The 16,120-nt window shown below is 40.0% G+C and carries 15 protein-coding genes; 12 read left to right on the forward strand and 3 right to left on the reverse strand.

The annotated features are described in order from the left end of the window. Positions 1–5: 5 nt before the first annotated feature. The 4 genes from recX to IGK14_RS06525 all read left to right on the forward strand — a co-directional run bounded on the left by recX (position 6) and on the right by IGK14_RS06525 (position 3,693). On the forward strand, positions 6–800 hold the full coding sequence (recX, locus tag IGK14_RS06510; protein WP_270792441.1) for a recombination regulator RecX: 795 nt from the start codon (positions 6–8) through the stop codon (positions 798–800). Then, the gene (gene mutY, locus IGK14_RS06515) at positions 793–1,944 is read left to right on the forward strand and encodes an A/G-specific adenine glycosylase (protein ID WP_081117298.1); all 1,152 of its coding nucleotides are present in this window, start codon (positions 793–795) and stop codon (positions 1,942–1,944) included. The genes recX and mutY overlap by 8 nt, the downstream gene beginning before the upstream one ends. A gap of 93 nt (positions 1,945–2,037) precedes the next feature. Further along, the gene (ntdP, locus tag IGK14_RS06520; protein WP_005225863.1) at positions 2,038–2,571 is read left to right on the forward strand and encodes a nucleoside tri-diphosphate phosphatase; all 534 of its coding nucleotides are present in this window, start codon (positions 2,038–2,040) and stop codon (positions 2,569–2,571) included. A gap of 159 nt (positions 2,572–2,730) precedes the next feature. After that, entirely contained in the window at positions 2,731–3,693 is a 963-nt protein-coding gene (locus tag IGK14_RS06525) for an N-acetylmuramoyl-L-alanine amidase (RefSeq protein WP_081117297.1), read from the forward strand. A gap of 67 nt (positions 3,694–3,760) precedes the next feature. Here IGK14_RS06525 and IGK14_RS06530 read toward each other — a convergent pair whose 3' ends face one another. Further along, positions 3,761–4,195, reverse strand: coding sequence for a GNAT family N-acetyltransferase (locus IGK14_RS06530; RefSeq protein ID WP_010748065.1), 435 nt, complete (start codon positions 4,193–4,195; stop codon positions 3,761–3,763). Positions 4,196–4,339: 144 nt separating this feature from the next. Here IGK14_RS06530 and IGK14_RS06535 point away from each other — a divergent pair, with 144 nt between their 5' ends. From IGK14_RS06535 to IGK14_RS06570, 8 genes are all read left to right on the forward strand, one after another. Then, positions 4,340–5,455, forward strand: a complete 1,116-nt coding sequence (locus IGK14_RS06535; RefSeq protein WP_005225866.1) for an AI-2E family transporter — start codon at positions 4,340–4,342, stop codon at positions 5,453–5,455. Positions 5,456–5,567: 112 nt separating this feature from the next. Further along, on the forward strand, positions 5,568–6,944 hold the full coding sequence (locus IGK14_RS06540) for a hemolysin family protein (RefSeq protein WP_005225867.1): 1,377 nt from the start codon (positions 5,568–5,570) through the stop codon (positions 6,942–6,944). Positions 6,945–7,182: 238 nt separating this feature from the next. Then, complete coding sequence (locus IGK14_RS06545) at positions 7,183–8,199, forward strand: lipoate--protein ligase (protein ID WP_074934723.1); 1,017 nt, start codon at positions 7,183–7,185, stop codon at positions 8,197–8,199. An 11-nt stretch (positions 8,200–8,210) separates the two neighbouring features. Further along, a complete protein-coding gene (locus IGK14_RS06550; protein ID WP_081117354.1) occupies positions 8,211–8,936 on the forward strand; it encodes an ATP-binding cassette domain-containing protein in 726 nt (241 codons plus the stop codon). After that, complete coding sequence (locus IGK14_RS06555) at positions 8,923–9,591, forward strand: methionine ABC transporter permease (protein WP_010748069.1); 669 nt, start codon at positions 8,923–8,925, stop codon at positions 9,589–9,591. Before IGK14_RS06550 ends, IGK14_RS06555 begins: the two co-directional genes overlap by 14 nt. 5 nt (positions 9,592–9,596) lie before the next feature. After that, positions 9,597–10,412, forward strand: coding sequence for a MetQ/NlpA family ABC transporter substrate-binding protein (locus tag IGK14_RS06560; protein WP_081117356.1), 816 nt, complete (start codon positions 9,597–9,599; stop codon positions 10,410–10,412). Between the two features lie 191 nt (positions 10,413–10,603). Then, positions 10,604–12,184: a peptide chain release factor 3 gene (locus IGK14_RS06565; protein ID WP_005225872.1), complete on the forward strand. Its 1,581-nt coding sequence runs from the start codon at positions 10,604–10,606 to the stop codon at positions 12,182–12,184. Positions 12,185–12,848: 664 nt separating this feature from the next. Continuing rightward, complete coding sequence (locus tag IGK14_RS06570) at positions 12,849–13,547, forward strand: hypothetical protein (protein WP_081117357.1); 699 nt, start codon at positions 12,849–12,851, stop codon at positions 13,545–13,547. A gap of 180 nt (positions 13,548–13,727) precedes the next feature. On the opposite strand, the gene IGK14_RS06575 is transcribed toward IGK14_RS06570, so the two are convergent. Continuing rightward, positions 13,728–14,783, reverse strand: coding sequence for a hypothetical protein (locus IGK14_RS06575; RefSeq protein ID WP_154694422.1), 1,056 nt, complete (start codon positions 14,781–14,783; stop codon positions 13,728–13,730). A 20-nt stretch (positions 14,784–14,803) separates the two neighbouring features. Then, positions 14,804–15,307 carry a hypothetical protein gene (locus IGK14_RS06580; protein ID WP_081117359.1) on the reverse strand — a complete coding sequence of 168 codons (504 nt, stop codon included), beginning with the start codon at positions 15,305–15,307 and terminating at the stop codon, positions 14,804–14,806. Positions 15,308–16,120 lie beyond the last annotated feature (813 nt).

Genomic DNA, 16,120 nt, shown 5'->3' on the forward strand with positions numbered 1-16,120 from the left:
AGAAGATGAATACAATTATTCGTATCGATAAAGGAAAAGGACCATTTTATGAAGTGGCGACATCAGAAGGTGAAACGCTGCGGGTCTCAGAAGATCTTTTGGTCCGTTTTCGGCTATTAAAAGGCAAGGAACTGAGTGAAGAAGAATTAAAAGAAATCAAAAAAAGTGCGGGGTTTGATTTAGGATTGCAGCAAGCCATGAACTATATCAGCTATCAGCTGCGTTCTGAAATGGAAGTCCGTACCTATTTGAAAGACAAAGAAATCGAAAAACAAGACCGAGACTTAGTCGTTGAACGTCTTAAAGAGTTGAATTTGATCGATGACAAAAACTACGGAGAAAGCTACATTCGCACCCAAGTCCGCATGAGTGATAAAGGACCCGTGGTCATCAGTCAGCAACTGAGAAAAAAAGGATTAAAAGATTCCGTGATTCAGGAAGTATTGCCTTTGTATACCGAGGAAATGCAGTTTGAAGTCGGTTATCATACGGCTGAAAAAGCGATGCGTCGTTTTCACAACAAAAGCCATAAAGAAATGATCCAAAAGATAAAAATGCATTTGATGCAAAAAGGTTTTCATCAAGGAGTCATTCAGATGATTTTGGATGAATTACCGATGGAAAAAGATGAGGACCAAGAAAATGAAGCGCTCCAAAGAGAAGGTGCCCGACTTATGCGGCGGCATCAGCGGTTACTGTTGATGAAACGAAAAATGAAAATCAAGCAAGGCCTTTATCAAAAAGGGTTTGCCATCGATGATATACAACGATTCTTAGATGAGGAAGTAATGGATGAGTAAGCAATGGCAAACTTGGGATGAAGAAAAAATCAAGACGTTCCAAGAAACATTTTTAACTTGGTATCATAAAGAAAAACGCAATCTCCCTTGGCGGGCGACCAACGATCCGTATGCAATCTGGATCTCAGAGATCATGCTTCAACAAACACGAGTGGAGACAGTGATTGGCTATTTCTATCGTTTTATGGAACAATTCCCGACGATCCAAGACTTGGCGGCAGCCGAAGAACAAAAGCTTTTAAAGGTTTGGGAAGGTTTAGGTTATTACTCTCGTGCCCGTAACCTTAAGGCTGCCGCCCAGCAAATCGTTGCCGAATTCGACGGAGAAATGCCCCAATCAATTGAAGAGATTCGCTCATTAAAAGGAATTGGTCCCTACACAGCTGGAGCGATTGGCAGTATTGCTTTTGGCTTGCCAGAACCGGCAATCGATGGAAATGTGATGCGGGTCGTCAGTCGGTTATTTTGTATCGAAGCAGATATTGCGAAAGCCAGCAGCCGAAGACCATTTGACGAGGCGATGAGAACAATCATTTCCCCCGATGAACCTGGTGAGTTTAATCAAGCCTTGATGGATCTTGGCTCACGAATCTGTACACCCACTACACCGAAATGTGAAGAGTGTCCCATCAGTCAGTATTGTCTTGCTTATGCGGAGAATCGACAAACAGACTTTCCAGTGAAATCGAAAAAAGCAAAGCCAAAAGATGTCTATTACATCGCAGGCGCCATCGAAGATCAAGGCTCGTTTTTACTCGTGCAGCGACCTGAAACAGGCTTATTGGCTTCTATGTGGCATTTTCCTTTGGTAGAAGTGACGAAAGAACAGTACGAGGCTCTGCAGCGAACATGGGCAAAAGAGGAGCAGCTGCAGTTGGATTTGATTGCCGAAGATGATGCGCTCGAGATTTTTCCTGATCTACCTGTCGTTTGGCAAAAACGACATTTTGGCGAAATCACTCATATCTTTAGTCATTTGAAATGGCACGTCCTTTTATTTTACGGCAGAAAACGTGGAGAGCTCACGTTACAAGACAGCGAATGGGCAGCAAAAGAATCCTTTCAAAACTATGTTTTCCCAAAACCCCAGCAGAAATTGGTGGATCAATTAAAGAAATATCAGAAACTCGATAAAGATTTCTAGGCAAAGCTTTCTTTTATTGCTATAATATTAACGATGTCGGTGTAATGAACACCCAAACAAAACGCAAGTTTTCTTGCTGAGGGAAGGGTTGCTATGCGAGTTCCAAAAGAAGGAGAGTTTGTCAGCATTCAAAGCTACAAACATGACGGCAATTTGCATCGAACGTGGCGGGATACGATGGTCTTAAAGACCAGTGAATTCTCAGTGATAGGGGTCAACGATCATACATTAGTGACCGAATCAGATGGAAGACGCTGGGTTACCCGTGAACCAGCAATTGTATATTTTCATAAAAAATACTGGTTTAATGTTATTGCAATGATTCGAGAAAAGGGGGTTTCCTATTATTGTAATCTTGCTTCACCGTATTTACTTGATGAAGAGGCATTGAAATATATCGATTATGACCTTGATATCAAAGTATTTCCTGATGGCGAGAAACGTTTACTAGATGTGGATGAGTATGAATTGCACAGTAAGATTATGCAATATCCGCAAGACATTGATTTTATCTTGAAAGAAAATGTCAAAATTTTAGTAGATTGGATCAATAATGGCAAAGGACCCTTTTCGCAAGGGTATGTGGACATTTGGTATGATCGCTACAAGCAGTTGTCTCAAAAATAAGTGAAATGGGTCGGATCGCTCATTTTTCCCGAGAAACTTCAACCATTTCGGTTGAAGTTTTTTTGTGCTGTGAGAGGGTTGCTTCTAGCAGTTGCCTTTAAGTTCTGTTTAAGCTGCTAGTCCCATGATAGAAAGACCAAGAAAAAGTGGGGGAAGCAAATGAAGAAAAAAGGGAAGCTTGTTATCGGTACTACCATGATTCTACTTTTTGCGGCAGGTTTTGCTGTGTTGAGAAATGATCATTTTGTTCAAGAAGAGACCCAAGAAAGCACGGCTCGAACCGAGTCGGACGCTCAAGCAGAAGAGGTCGCACAAACGGCAAGCATGGTCCAAATTTACGTGGATCCCTCAGAATACGATGCAGCGATTGAAAGTGAGAACGATTATGTATCGATCTATCAGACAACAAGTCAAGAGACCGTCATCGGGAAGATCCACCGTGGAAGTTGGGCAACCGTACTTAGTCAAACAGAAGAGATGGTTGAAATCCAAACAGACGATGGAATAACGGGTTACATTGAAAAGCATTCTGCATCCATCCAAGAAGTTCCACTTTCGGAGACTCCAAAAAAATTGTCAGACTTTAAAGTCGTTCTTGATGCGGGGCACGGCGGCGAAGATTCTGGGGCACTGTCAACGGATCAAACGATCATGGAAAAAGATTTGACGTTAGCCACCGTCCAAACGATTGGCGAAGTACTGACCCAAGCGGGAATTCAAGTTAGTTATACACGCACCGAAGATCGCTATTTAGCGCTGTCTGAAATTACTGCAGCTTCACTCTCGGAGGAACCAGATCTATTTATCAGCATTCATTACGATAATTCAGAGCTACCAAATAGCATTCAAGGACTGACAACTTACTATTACTATACTGGGGCAAAAGAGATGGCAGAAACGATCACTTCCAGTTTGAGTAGTTCAGTGGCATTGAGTTCCAACGGCACTCGTTTTGGTAACTATTATGTTTTACGAGAGCAATATATTCCAGCAGTTTTGTTGGAGTTAGGCTATTTGAACAGTGACACTGATTTAGCGGTGATTACAAGTGAAGGCTATGATCAAAGGGTGGCGCAAGCGTTGCTGACAGCGATTGAAGAGATCGTTGAAGCAGAGGAATAAAAAACAGCGACCACAAAACAGAGGAAGGATCTGTTTTGTGGTCGCTGTTTTAAGTAATCACTGCTCGTTAAAAGGTTTTGCTCATTTTGATATGGGGCATATCCGCGTCTAAAAAGACATCGCCTTCAGGCTGATAACCTAACTTCAAGTAAAATTCTTTGGCAGTTAATTGTGCCCCTAACGTGACTTTTTTGATTCCTTGTTTTTGAATGAAAGCTTCCGCTCCCTCGATCAACTGCCTGCCGTAGCCTGAACCTCGATGAGCAGCTGGCACCGCCATTCGCTGTAATTTCACCTCATGATCAGAGATCGGTAAAAAACGTAAGGTTGCGACTGCTTCATTGTCATTGTCATATAAGACGAAATGAACAGCCAATGCCTCATTTTCATCTACTTCTAATGCTAATGGAACCCCTTGCTCTTTTACGAACACTTGATTTCGTATTTTCAATGACGCCAAATAGATCTCACTTAGCGTATCTTTTGTTTGTGCGATATGCATAAAAAAAACTCACCTCAGCTATGATTTCTCCGTTATTTTTATTAGTATACCACTTTTTTTACAAATTTCTTTTTTTTGCGGCTAAAGTCGCAAGCTTTTTTTTACAAAATCAACTATAATGTTATAAAAAAGGGAGGGAATCTTTTGTTCGACAAATTCAAACAATCAAAACTGTTCTTTTGGTCATTGGAAGCATTGGTTTTAGTGACACTCGTGTTTGTGTTAAGTAAAGTCAATTTTCTATTTGCACCGATCGGTACGTTTTTTTCTACTTTATTTGCACCAGTATTGATTGCTGGCTTTCTGTATTATCTGCTAAATCCAATCGTCCTATTTTTGATGAAAACGACAAAAATAAAACGACTGTTTGCTGTCATATTGGTTCTATTGTTATTAGTAGCAGCAATCATCTTGATTTTTGTCAGCGTTATTCCTAATCTGGTGAGTCAGATTACTTCATTGGCGGAAAATATTCCAACATTTGCCAAAAATATGGAAAGCTGGATCTCAAGAATCGCAGATGATCCATTTTTCAAACAAATCGATATCGCGCAGCAGTTAGAAAACCTAAATCTTTCTTATGGTTCTTTGCTGCAGCAGTTTCTTAGTGGGTTATCCACTAGCTTAGGATCGATCGTCAGTACGATTGCTTCCGCGACGATGATCATCGTTACAGTCCCATTCATCCTTTTCTACATGTTGAAGGATGGAGAAAAGCTAGTTCCTAATCTGAAAACTGTCTTTCCAGAAAGAAGACGAGAGCAGATTGTTGGGTTGCTAGGTGACTTAAACAAGACATTATCCAATTACATCAGTGGGCAAGCGATCGAATGTATTTTTGTCGCTACCTTCACGTTTATTGGGTACTGGATGATCGGCGTCAACTATGCCTTTCTTTTTGGGGTGATCGCAGGGGTCACAAACTTGATTCCTTATTTAGGTCCGTATCTTGGCTTGATTCCAGCAGTCTTAGTGACGGTCTTTGATGAACCGTTCCGCGCATTGCTGTGCTGTGTCGTGGTACTAGTCGTCCAACAATTAGATGGAAATGTTATCTACCCGAATGTGATCGGAAAATCATTAGCGATCCATCCATTAACGATCATCTTGGTTTTATTGGTCGCTGGAAATCTGGCAGGTTTGCTGGGAATTTTCTTAGGAGTACCGTTTTACGCAATTTGTCGGACGATCGTGGTCTTTATTGTTCGTCTGATCAAAGATGACAAAATCAAGAAAAATCAAGAACGGTTGATCGAGTAATCAATGACTGGTGTTTTTTATTGCAAAGAAAAAAACTTTGTGATAGGATTTTATCGTGGGCTAAGCCCACGATTTTTTTTAGAATATGAAAAAATAAGGAGAGAATGCTATTATGAATGCTGACCCCGAGAGTCAGTCGCTTCTAGCGCAAATTTTATTATTGATCGTTTTGACATTGATCAACGCTTTTCTAGCGGCCTCTGAGATCGCAGTCGTCTCAGTCAACAAAAACCGTGTGGAGCAAAAAGCGGAAGAAGGAAATGTCAAATCACAAAAATTATTGAAAATCATTGATAATCCAACAAATTTCTTGTCAACGATCCAAGTTGGGATTACCTTGGTGAATATCTTATCTGGGGCATCTCTGGCAGATACCTTGTCGACCCGTCTGGCACCTTTATTAGGTGGGGGAACGGCGGCTAAAAGCTTAGCGAACATTATCGTTTTAGCGATCTTGACCTATGTGTCGATCGTTTTCGGTGAGTTGTATCCAAAACGTATCGCCATGAACAAATCAGAAGAAGTTGCCCAGTTCACTTCTGGTGTGATTCGAACGATCGGGATTATTGCAAAACCCTTCGTCTGGTTCTTATCTGCTTCAACAAGCTTATTGGCGCGGATCACTCCAATGGAATTTGACGATGAAGACACAAAGATGACCCGTGATGAAATGCGGTATATGTTGGAAACAGAAGGAGTCTTCGAAGAAGATGAATTAGAGATGCTGCAAGGGATCTTTTCATTAGATACGAAAGTCGCCCGTGAAGTCATGGTTCCCCGAACCTCTGCCTTTATGGTGGATATCAATGACTCAGTAGAAGAAATTTTGACTGAAATTTTAGCAGAAAATTATTCTCGTATTCCTGTATATAATGAAGATAAAGACAAAGTCGTTGGGATTTTGCATACCAAAAACCTTTTGAAATGTGCCTACAAATACGGCTTTGAAACAATGGACATCAAGCAGATCTTGCAAGAACCATTGTTTGTTCCAGAAACAGTCTTTATCGATGATTTGCTTTATGAATTAAAGAAAACCCAAAACCAAATGGCGATCTTGCTTGATGAATACGGCGGAGTCGTTGGGTTAGTTACGTTAGAAGACTTGCTTGAAGAAATCGTCGGTGAGATCGATGATGAATCCGATGAGGTCGAAGAGCTTTATGAAAAAATCTCTGATAAAGAATACGTGATCCAAGGTCGGATGCTGATCGATGATTTCAATGAAGCTTTCAATATGAGCTTGCATATGAGCGACGTCGATACGATGGCAGGCTACCTGATCACTGCTTTAGGAATGATTCCAGATGAAGGAGAAAAACTTTCCTTTGAAGTGGATAACGTGAAATTGATTTCTGAAGAAATGGAAGGATCACGTGTCTTGAAGATCCGTGTAATCTTCCATGATCCAGAAGAAGGCGAAGTGGAACCAGAAGAAGAACGCCGCTATTTCCGCAAAGATTTTGAGGAAGATGAGCCTCGCCGTTAAAGTTCCGCATGAATGAAATGAGAAAGACCAAGGCAACTGCTTTGGTCTTTTTTGTTCCTTTTTTTACTTATTCCCCTTGATTTGTTTGTAAGAAACGGTTACGATAAATCTAATCAATAATACAGTTTAAAAACAGATAAAAAAACACGTGTATCTTATCGTTAAGCACTTTGATTGCAATTTTCCGTAAGAAAAGCGAGAATATCCATAGAAATCTAATAAGAACGAGGGGCTTGAAATGAAATTTTACCGTATGCTTAGTGATGATATCCGTTACAATTTGGCAACTGAAGAGTATTTAATGAATAACGTAGATGTTTCAGAACCTTGTCTTCTGTTATACATACAAAAACCATGTGTTATAATCGGCAGAAATCAAAATGCGTATCAAGAGATTGATTTTGACTATTTAAGGAGTCGCAATATCGTGTTGACTCGCAGGACATCTGGCGGTGGAGCAGTTTATGACGATCTAGGCAACATGAGCTTTAGTTTTGTCACCAAAAAAGATGCCACGAGTTTTGGTGACTACCAAAGTGCAACACAACCGATCATGAAAGGCTTAGCGGCAATGGGAGCCAAGGAGGTAGAAGTACATGGCCGCAATGATCTGTTCATTGATGGGAAAAAGTTTTCTGGCAATGCGATGTATACAAAAAAAGGTCGAACGTATTCTCATGGCACATTGATGTATGATGTGGATCTAGAAGAATTAACAAAAGTCCTACACGTTGCCCAAGAAAAAATTGCCTCTAAAGCAACGAAATCCGTACGGAAAAGTGTGACGAATATTAAACCGTATTTGGCAGAACAATACCAATCAATGGATACCAAGGCATTTCGAGATACACTCCTTTGCCGAATCTATGAAGTAGAATCGATTGATGAAATCAGTGAGCAAGAGATCGTCTTGACGGATGCGGATCGCCAAGCAATCCAAACGTTGTTTGAAGAACGTTACGCGAACAATGAGTGGATTTTTAATGAAGCGCCTGCTTTTGAATGGCAAAAAAGAAAGCGGTTTGCGCAGGTTGGGATCGTTGAAGTCGATTTTACTGTCAACAAAGGCAAGATTGCAGCGATTCAAATTACCGGTGATTTTTTTGGACAAAAAGAGATCAGTGAACTTGAAGCGATGCTACGAGGTATTGATTTTGAACAAAACACCATTAGCCGCTTGCTAAAGGATATTGCCATCGAGCAATTTATCCATCAGATGACTAACGCTGAATTTCTTGCGTTGCTGTTTGATTAGGAGGAAAAAAGATGCTAGAAGCCATCAACATCACAAAGCGTTACGATCGAAGCGTCCTAGATGGTCTCTCTTTTGCTGTTCAGCCGGGGGAAATTGTTGGGGTCGTCGGCAAAAGCGGCTCGGGGAAATCAACGTTGCTTCGGCTTTTGAACTTAATTGAGACACCTGACAGTGGGGAGCTGCTCTTTGACGGGAAACGAATCGATCCCTTAAACAAAAAGCAACTGCTACATGCGCAGCAGGAAATCGGCATGATTTTTCAAAATTACAATCTGTTACACAATCGAACCGTTTTTGAAAATGTCTATTTGCCCTTGAAGTTAATGGGGAAATCATCGGAGAAGGTGTTGAAGATGCTTTCATTTGTTGGGATGGAAGACAAAGTCGACATTTATCCAGCCAAGTTGAGCGGTGGGGAGAAACAACGAGTAGCTATCGCACGGGCGTTGATCCGTGAGCCGAAAATCTTGCTGTGTGACGAACCCACTAGTGCGCTGGATGAAGATACGAAAGCCGATGTACTTGCTTTACTGCAAAAAGTTCAACAGACGTTTCAGCCAGCAGTCATTTTCGTTAGTCATGAGCTAACCGCAGTTAGACAAATTTGTCAACGCGTGTTTGTATTGGAAGATGCCGTCTTTGCGGCGGAATTTGTCAATCATCCGCAGCCAATTGTCCGCAAAGAAAGCTCTTATGTGGACAAAGTGGAGAGGAGTTTGCTGCATGACGATCAGTGAGAGTATTTTGTATTATTTACCTGAATTACTTCAGTCTTTGAAAGAAACAGCGATCATGATGGGGATTTCGATGCTCGCAGCCATTGTCTTAGGACTACCGCTAGGTGTCTGGCTCTTTCTTAGCCGCAGTCGTGGGAAAAAAATCTCATTTCTTTATGAGGGTTTGAATCTCGTTGTGACGATTATCCGCTCATTTCCGTTTCTATTATTTGTCGTAGCCTTGATTCCACTGACGCGAATGCTTTTGGGTAGCTCATTTGGACCAATTCCCGCCAGTTTCCCTTTGAGCATCGTTGCTATGAGTATTTTTGCTCGTTTGACGGAGCAAGTACTGCTGGATGTCCCAGAAGAAGTTTCTTATTTGGCGAAATCCCTTGGCGTCAGTCAATGGCAATACGTTTGGTCGTTTTTACTAGTGGAAGCTAGAAGCGGATTGATTTTATCTTTAACGACGACAGCAGTCAGTATGGTTTCTTATTCGACGGTGATGGGGATCGTCGGCGGTGGTGGTATCGGCGATTTTGCGATCCGCTATGGCTATCAACGCTATGAATATGGCGTCATGTATTTTGCAATTATCATCATGATTCTTTTGGTCTTTATCCTGCAAGGGATTGGCAATCAAGCAGCAAGAAAACTTGATAAACGAAAATAGGAGGAATGAAAGTGAAAAAAGGATTTGTTTTAGGATTGAGTGTATTGGCATTAGGTGTATTGGGGGCTTGCGGTACGGGTTCGGATGAGGCGAGCGAAGAGAAAATCATCAAGGTCGCTTCGCAAACGACGCCAATGACCGATGTCGTAAAAGTTGCAGCGGAAGCAGTGGAAGATGGCTGGGAAATCCAGTTGGTCCAAGTCAATGACAATATCCAGTACAATGAGCTGCTGAATAATGACGAGGTCGATGCCAACTTTGCGCAACATGAACCATATATGCAAATGTATAATGAAGAAAAAGATGCAAACCTAGTGGCATTAGATAAAATCTACAATGCAAAAGTCGGTTTTTATTCCAAAGAGTATACGGATATCAATGATATTCCAGAAGGAACAAAAGTCGCATTGCCGAATGATGTGTCTAACGAAGGTCGAGCGTTAGCGATTTTAGCAGAAGAAGGATTGATCACCCTTAAAGAAGGCGTTGGTGTCAATGGGACCTTAAAAGACATTACCAAAAATCCGAAAAATTTTGAATGGTTATCTGTTGATTTACTGAATCTTGCGGAAGCCTATGATGAGCCGAATGTATCCTTGGTATACAACTACCCAACCTATATTGCGAAAATCGGTTTGAAACCAGCTGATGCACTTTTCTTAGAAAAAACGATCGATGATCGCTTTGCTATCTCATTGGTTGCTCGAGAAGACAATCAAGATTCTGAAAAAATCGCCGTTTTGCGCCGTGCCATGACTAGCGATAAAGTTCGCGAATTTTTAGAAAACGACCATAGCGATACCTTACTGCCAGCATTTTAATTTATTTCCATCAAATGGAAGGAACGCCCTTTGCCTAACTCTTTAAAAGAGAGTAGTCAAAGGGGTTTCTTGTCTTTTTTTGCTTTTTTATCACCCTTATCCATGATATACTGATTTGGTCAGAAAACTAGCGACAGGTTAAAATAGACACTGTTCGCATTGTAAATACAAGAAATGGAGCAATAAAATCAATGGATAATCCAAAATTAAAACAACAAGTAGATAGTCGCCGTACCTTTGCGATTATTTCCCACCCGGATGCGGGGAAAACAACCATCACAGAACAATTATTATTATTCGGTGGCGCGATTCGCCAAGCTGGTACGGTCAAAGGGAAAAAGACTGGGAATTTCGCAAAGTCCGACTGGATGGAAATTGAAAAACAACGGGGGATCTCCGTTACCAGTTCTGTTATGCAGTTTGATTACCAAGGCAAACGGGTCAATATTTTAGATACCCCTGGGCATGAGGACTTTTCTGAAGATACCTACCGTACCTTGATGGCGGTGGATAGTGCGGTCATGGTGATCGATAGCGCAAAAGGGATTGAAGCGCAAACGAAAAAACTCTTCCAGGTCGTTAAAAAACGTGGTATTCCGATCTTTACCTTTATCAATAAACTCGACCGTGATGGCCGCGAACCATTAGAATTATTAGAAGAACTAGAAGATCTTTTAGAGATCGAATCATTTCCAATGAATTGGCCGATCGGCATGGGGAAAGGCTTGGAAGGACTGTATGATATCCATAACCAACGGGTCGAATTTTATCGTCCAGACAATCACGGTGGGGAACGTTTAGTTGCCCTAGATGAAAATGGACAATTTCCTGCAGATCATCCATTTGCCGAAGATGGGCTGTTCCAACAAGTTTTAGAAGAAGTGGAATTGTTGCAAGAAGCTGGCGATGCCTTTGATACAGAAAAAATCGCACGAGGCGATCAAACACCCGTGTTCTTTGGTTCCGCCCTTACGAATTTCGGCGTGCAGACCTTTTTGGAAACCTTCTTGTCCTTTGCACCAGCGCCTTACGGTCACAAAACTTTGGCTGGTGATGAAGTCAGCCCTTATGAACCAGAAATGTCTGGGTTTGTATTCAAGATCCAAGCAAATATGAACCCTGCCCATCGTGACCGGATCGCCTTTGTCCGTATTTGTTCAGGAACCTTTGAACGAGGCATGGACGTGACACTTGAGCGTACTGGCAAAAAAATGAAACTCAGCAATGTGACACAATTTATGGCAGATACCCGAGAAAATATTGAAGAAGCAGTCGCTGGAGATATCATCGGGGTTTATGATACGGGAAATTACCAAATTGGCGATACGATCTATGAAGGAAAACTAAAAGTTGCTTACGAAGAGCTACCATCATTTACTCCGGAACTCTTTATGAAAGTCACTGCAAAAAATGTGATGAAACAAAAATCTTTCCACAAAGGAATCTATCAGTTGGTCCAAGAAGGAGCCATCCAGTTGTACAAGACGTATCTTAGTGATGAGTATATCATTGGTGCTGTCGGGCAGCTGCAATTTGAAGTTTTCCAATACCGCATGATGAATGAGTACAATGCCGAAGTCATTATGACCCCAATGGGCCACAAGATTGCCCGTTGGATCGATCCGAAAGACTTGGATGAGCGTATGAGCTCCAGTCGTAACATTTTAGCGAAAGACCGTTTCGACCAGCCATTGTTCTTGTTTGAGAACCAATTTGCGATGCGCTGGTTCGCAGATAAGTACCCAGACGTCGAATTGAAGAGTTTGATGTAAGAGTCGATTCCCGCGAGACTGTCTAGGTATGCACAACTTTGTACGTAAGGCTGATCTTTTTTAATTGAACGATCGTAGAAAGTCTTTTCTTATCCAAATGGATAAGAAGGGGCTTTTTTTGCTGAAAACGTGCTTTTGATACAGAAGGAAGGTTGCATGATTGGGGGCAATCGTCCAATGATCAGACAATTATCCTAATTTATAACCATTCTTTTAAAAGAAGATAAAATGAGTCGGAAAAAGAGCGTAGTATTAAAGGTGACCACAAGGAAATGCATTTGAAATGAATAGAAAAATATCATAGGCACATTTGATGATTCAGGAAATTTTCACTTGTTTGAAAGTAGAGGAAAAGCAGAGAATAGATTGCCAGTGATAAAGGTCATTTAATCATTTGATTGAGGGAAATGTTTTTTTGTCAGATGCTACTAGTGAAGACTAAACTTTCTTTATCTGAACATGAATCGGTGATAGCCCTTGAAACTTCATTTGAAGCTCTTCTACAGATGGTTTAAGTTTTCAGTTGGTGAACCATGGCTTCGCGACTCAAAAAATGAATTAGTCTTATTGCTAGTCTACTAGTTATCTATCTATCGATTTTGCTAAAGCAAATGATTATTTATTAAATAAAAGTGATTTCTGAAACCAGAAAGGGGACCAGATAGTGCTAAAAAGTTTGTTATTCATATTTTCGGCGATATTTTTCTTTCCAACAATAGAGACTGCAGCTGATGAGGTTTCCGAAACGTTGATTTTTGATTTGAACACGATTGACTTTAAGGACGAACACTATTATTTGTTGAAAACCACACAAGATCTTCAGCTGACCGTCAATAGCAATGGCAGTGAAGGTGCTTTTGACGTAACGATCACGGCTGTCGGAGAAGGATTTTCAGCAGAACTAAACAGCGTGAACGGTTCGGAAGAGATGATCTTTCAGATTGAGGATACTGATGAAGCATCAATGATTCTTAACGTAGCTGCAACATTGAACATAAAGGAATATCTTGATTCTAACTCTGAGTACTACCTATCAGTCACGTTTACAGCAATTGATGATTCAGAGACCTTTACGAAAGATATAAAAATGAATCAGACGGATGAGGAAAAAGAAGAGATTCCAGATGAAAACTTGACAGATGAAGACCAAGACGATGAAAAGCAAGAAGACAATGGCATTGAAGATGAATCTGAACGCCCAGAGGAAGAAGACTCATTAGAGAATGATTCATTCAGCCAAGAAGAATCACTTGAGGATATCAATGATGATACTGTCCATGAGGATCGTTTAGAGGAAGAGTGCCAGTACGAGATAGCGACAATTTTTATAAAAGAAGTGATTTTTGATAAAAGATATGTTTAAAACAAGTGTAGAAAAAACCGCTTAGCTGAATAGGAGCGGTTTTTTGCACATCTTTTTCTAATACTAGGTGAAAAGTGCTTTTGCTGGAACAAGTTTGTGACTAATTGGTGGTACTAAAAAAGGAGCTTTGAAGCGACCTCCAAAAGTTAGTCCTAAAAGCTAACTTTTGGGGTCACAACACTAGCCCTCTCTTTTTCTTTTTGATTTTAAAATGTAAATGACTGCAACTGCCAACGCTGCAACGAGAACAAAAATGATCCAGATAAGGATTTGATTATTTGTCTGAACATCGGCAGTGTTCGTTGGACGGTTCTCTTTTTTGAAGTTATCCAAGTCTTCTTTCTCATAAGAAAAAGTAGTCGTGATCGCTTTTCTAGTTGTTTCTATTGTTAAACGGTATTCTCCTGCAATAAGTTCACTATCGTCTATTAGAGGAATCTGCATTCTTGATTTGGTTAACGGCGTTAAAAGAACGGAATTTGCTAATTCCCCAGAGGCAATTGTTTCTCCATTGGGGTTTATTAATTCATAGAGCGCATTGTTTAAGTTGCCTAAAATAGGATTATAGTTGAGTGCATAAAATTGTAGGTTTGCCGTGTCCTGAAGAGCAACAAAGGAGAAGTCTTCATAAACGACATCTTTGATCTCTTCTACATCACTAAAAAGTAAGTTGATAAAAATAAGTGACTCATACACAGATTTGATACCGACTGAATCTTCTGCTGTTTCAAGACCCATGATCTGACTAAAATTGATTGCCCCCATCACGGTTCCTTCACGTGCAGGATCATCTGGAAGAGTGATTGTAACGGTCACAAGAACGGATTCATTTGGGAGAATCTCGATTTGATCATCGTCATCTAATGCTTCTGATTCGATCAATGCATAATTTGAAAAGTTATACTCATCTAGCAGTAAAGTCAAGTCCTCGCTATAGATGATAGCCGATTCTCGTGAGAGAGCAGTAGAGGTGTAAGGCGTGACAACAATGGATGAGTCACCAGATCCAACATTTTCTAGTAAAATTTCAACAGTATACGCCGTCTCCTTTTCCGGAGAAATACTCAAGGTATTATCTGAAATTTTGTACTCCGTTTCTCTCAGAGTAAGTTTCAGTGAGTTCGTCGTCTCATCGGCATTTGCATTACGGATGTTTGTATTGCTGATCAGTGTTAGTAAGAGAAGCAACACAGAAATCCTTAGAAAAGAATTTCTGTGTTTGAATGTATGATTCATGATTTTTTTCCTTCTGAAAATTATAGTGGTGGAGTTTCACCAGTATCAGGAGTACCGTCTTGTGCTGTTATTGTAATTACAGGTTTATCATCAGTTTCTTGTAACAAAGCAAATGTTCTATTAATGGTAAATGCTATTTCTGTTTCTGTTTCAGGTGTTGAAACAACTTCAATCGCTCTTGCTTCTAAAGAAGAAGGGTTACTTCCGATAATGCTTATGCCACTGTCATTAGGTGCCGTTACGGAAATATTAACTGTTTTAGGAGAACGAGTTAAGTTTTGTAATGTTCCTCCCACATTAGATACAGATCCTTCCACAATTCCAGTATTTCCCTCCAATAATGCTTCTGTAATTTGTATGGGATTTGATAGCTCCATTTTATTAAAAGTGAATGTTGCATCACCATCAATAACTTCAATTTCAATAGGTTCGGTAATTGTTGCTATAGTATTGGCAAATGCGTTGACTCCTCCGGCTAACAACAAAGATGCAATGAATGTAGTACCCAAAATAACTTTTTTCATAATAAAACCTCACTTTAATTTTTGCAGATGATTTACTGCTTAAATAAAGTATACAATGAGGGTGTATTAAGTTATTATCCGTTTTTTCGCTATTTTTAATGAAAAAGTAGAAAGTATTTTATTAATCTGATTTTTTTATAAAATAATTTAATAAAATATTCAAGTGGTCAAATCATGTTGATTATCAAGTCGACCGATCTTTCTGTCTATGAATTATCAATTCGGTAATAATGACTATGAAAGTAAATTTGTTGCAGGGTTATATTTTGGCTTTTATTTTAAGTCAAAGTCTTCTCAGAATTGAAAGAATTGTCGTTCCAACTAGGATTGGACCTAAAAAAAGAAAAAAAGTTATTCGTAGTCTCTGAAAATTTGCTTTGGGTCAGTAGTATCAGAAAAAGCCTTTCTGAAAATTCATGTCTGATATTTCTTTAGTGAACCCTGCAATTCAATAGAAACCAACTTTCTATCATTTTTAAGAAACTATTTTGGAAGTAGCTTTACACGTACGAACAGTTGCGTAGGGTGGGGATTGAAAAGTATGATTCTATATATGTATTCCTATTGGATAGGTATATCAAAGTTACTTATTTAAAAAATATCAATTAACGTTTTCATTCAATTTGTAATCTGCCCCTACAAATCTTCTAGGTTCACACGACAGAGAAATCAAGGGGTACTCCTGTTTTAATAATAAACGTTCATGTTTGTTTTATTATGATGATATCTCAAAAACTAACTGTATGGGATGGCTATCTCATGAATCATAGATTTTAATAGGAAGCATAATTTTTTAGGAATATACAATCAGAC

This window comes from Enterococcus sp. DIV0970a, assembly GCF_051711265.1.
In the GTDB taxonomy this organism is placed as follows: Bacteria; Bacillota; Bacilli; order Lactobacillales; family Enterococcaceae; genus Enterococcus_D; species Enterococcus_D casseliflavus.

Coding starts and splice junctions, on each gene's coding strand:
- recX (WP_270792441.1), top strand. CDS start 6: ATGAATACAATTATTCGTATCGATAAAGGAAAAGGACCATTTTATGAA.
- mutY (WP_081117298.1), top strand. CDS start 793: ATGAGTAAGCAATGGCAAACTTGGGATGAAGAAAAAATCAAGACGTTC.
- ntdP (WP_005225863.1), top strand. CDS start 2,038: ATGCGAGTTCCAAAAGAAGGAGAGTTTGTCAGCATTCAAAGCTACAAA.
- IGK14_RS06525 (WP_081117297.1), top strand. CDS start 2,731: ATGAAGAAAAAAGGGAAGCTTGTTATCGGTACTACCATGATTCTACTT.
- IGK14_RS06530 (WP_010748065.1), bottom strand. CDS start 4,195: ATGCATATCGCACAAACAAAAGATACGCTAAGTGAGATCTATTTGGCG.
- IGK14_RS06540 (WP_005225867.1), top strand. CDS start 5,568: ATGAATGCTGACCCCGAGAGTCAGTCGCTTCTAGCGCAAATTTTATTA.
- IGK14_RS06545 (WP_074934723.1), top strand. CDS start 7,183: ATGAAATTTTACCGTATGCTTAGTGATGATATCCGTTACAATTTGGCA.
- IGK14_RS06550 (WP_081117354.1), top strand. CDS start 8,211: ATGCTAGAAGCCATCAACATCACAAAGCGTTACGATCGAAGCGTCCTA.
- IGK14_RS06555 (WP_010748069.1), top strand. CDS start 8,923: ATGACGATCAGTGAGAGTATTTTGTATTATTTACCTGAATTACTTCAG.
- IGK14_RS06560 (WP_081117356.1), top strand. CDS start 9,597: ATGAAAGTGAAAAAAGGATTTGTTTTAGGATTGAGTGTATTGGCATTA.
- IGK14_RS06565 (WP_005225872.1), top strand. CDS start 10,604: ATGGATAATCCAAAATTAAAACAACAAGTAGATAGTCGCCGTACCTTT.
- IGK14_RS06575 (WP_154694422.1), bottom strand. CDS start 14,783: ATGAATCATACATTCAAACACAGAAATTCTTTTCTAAGGATTTCTGTG.
- IGK14_RS06580 (WP_081117359.1), bottom strand. CDS start 15,307: ATGAAAAAAGTTATTTTGGGTACTACATTCATTGCATCTTTGTTGTTA.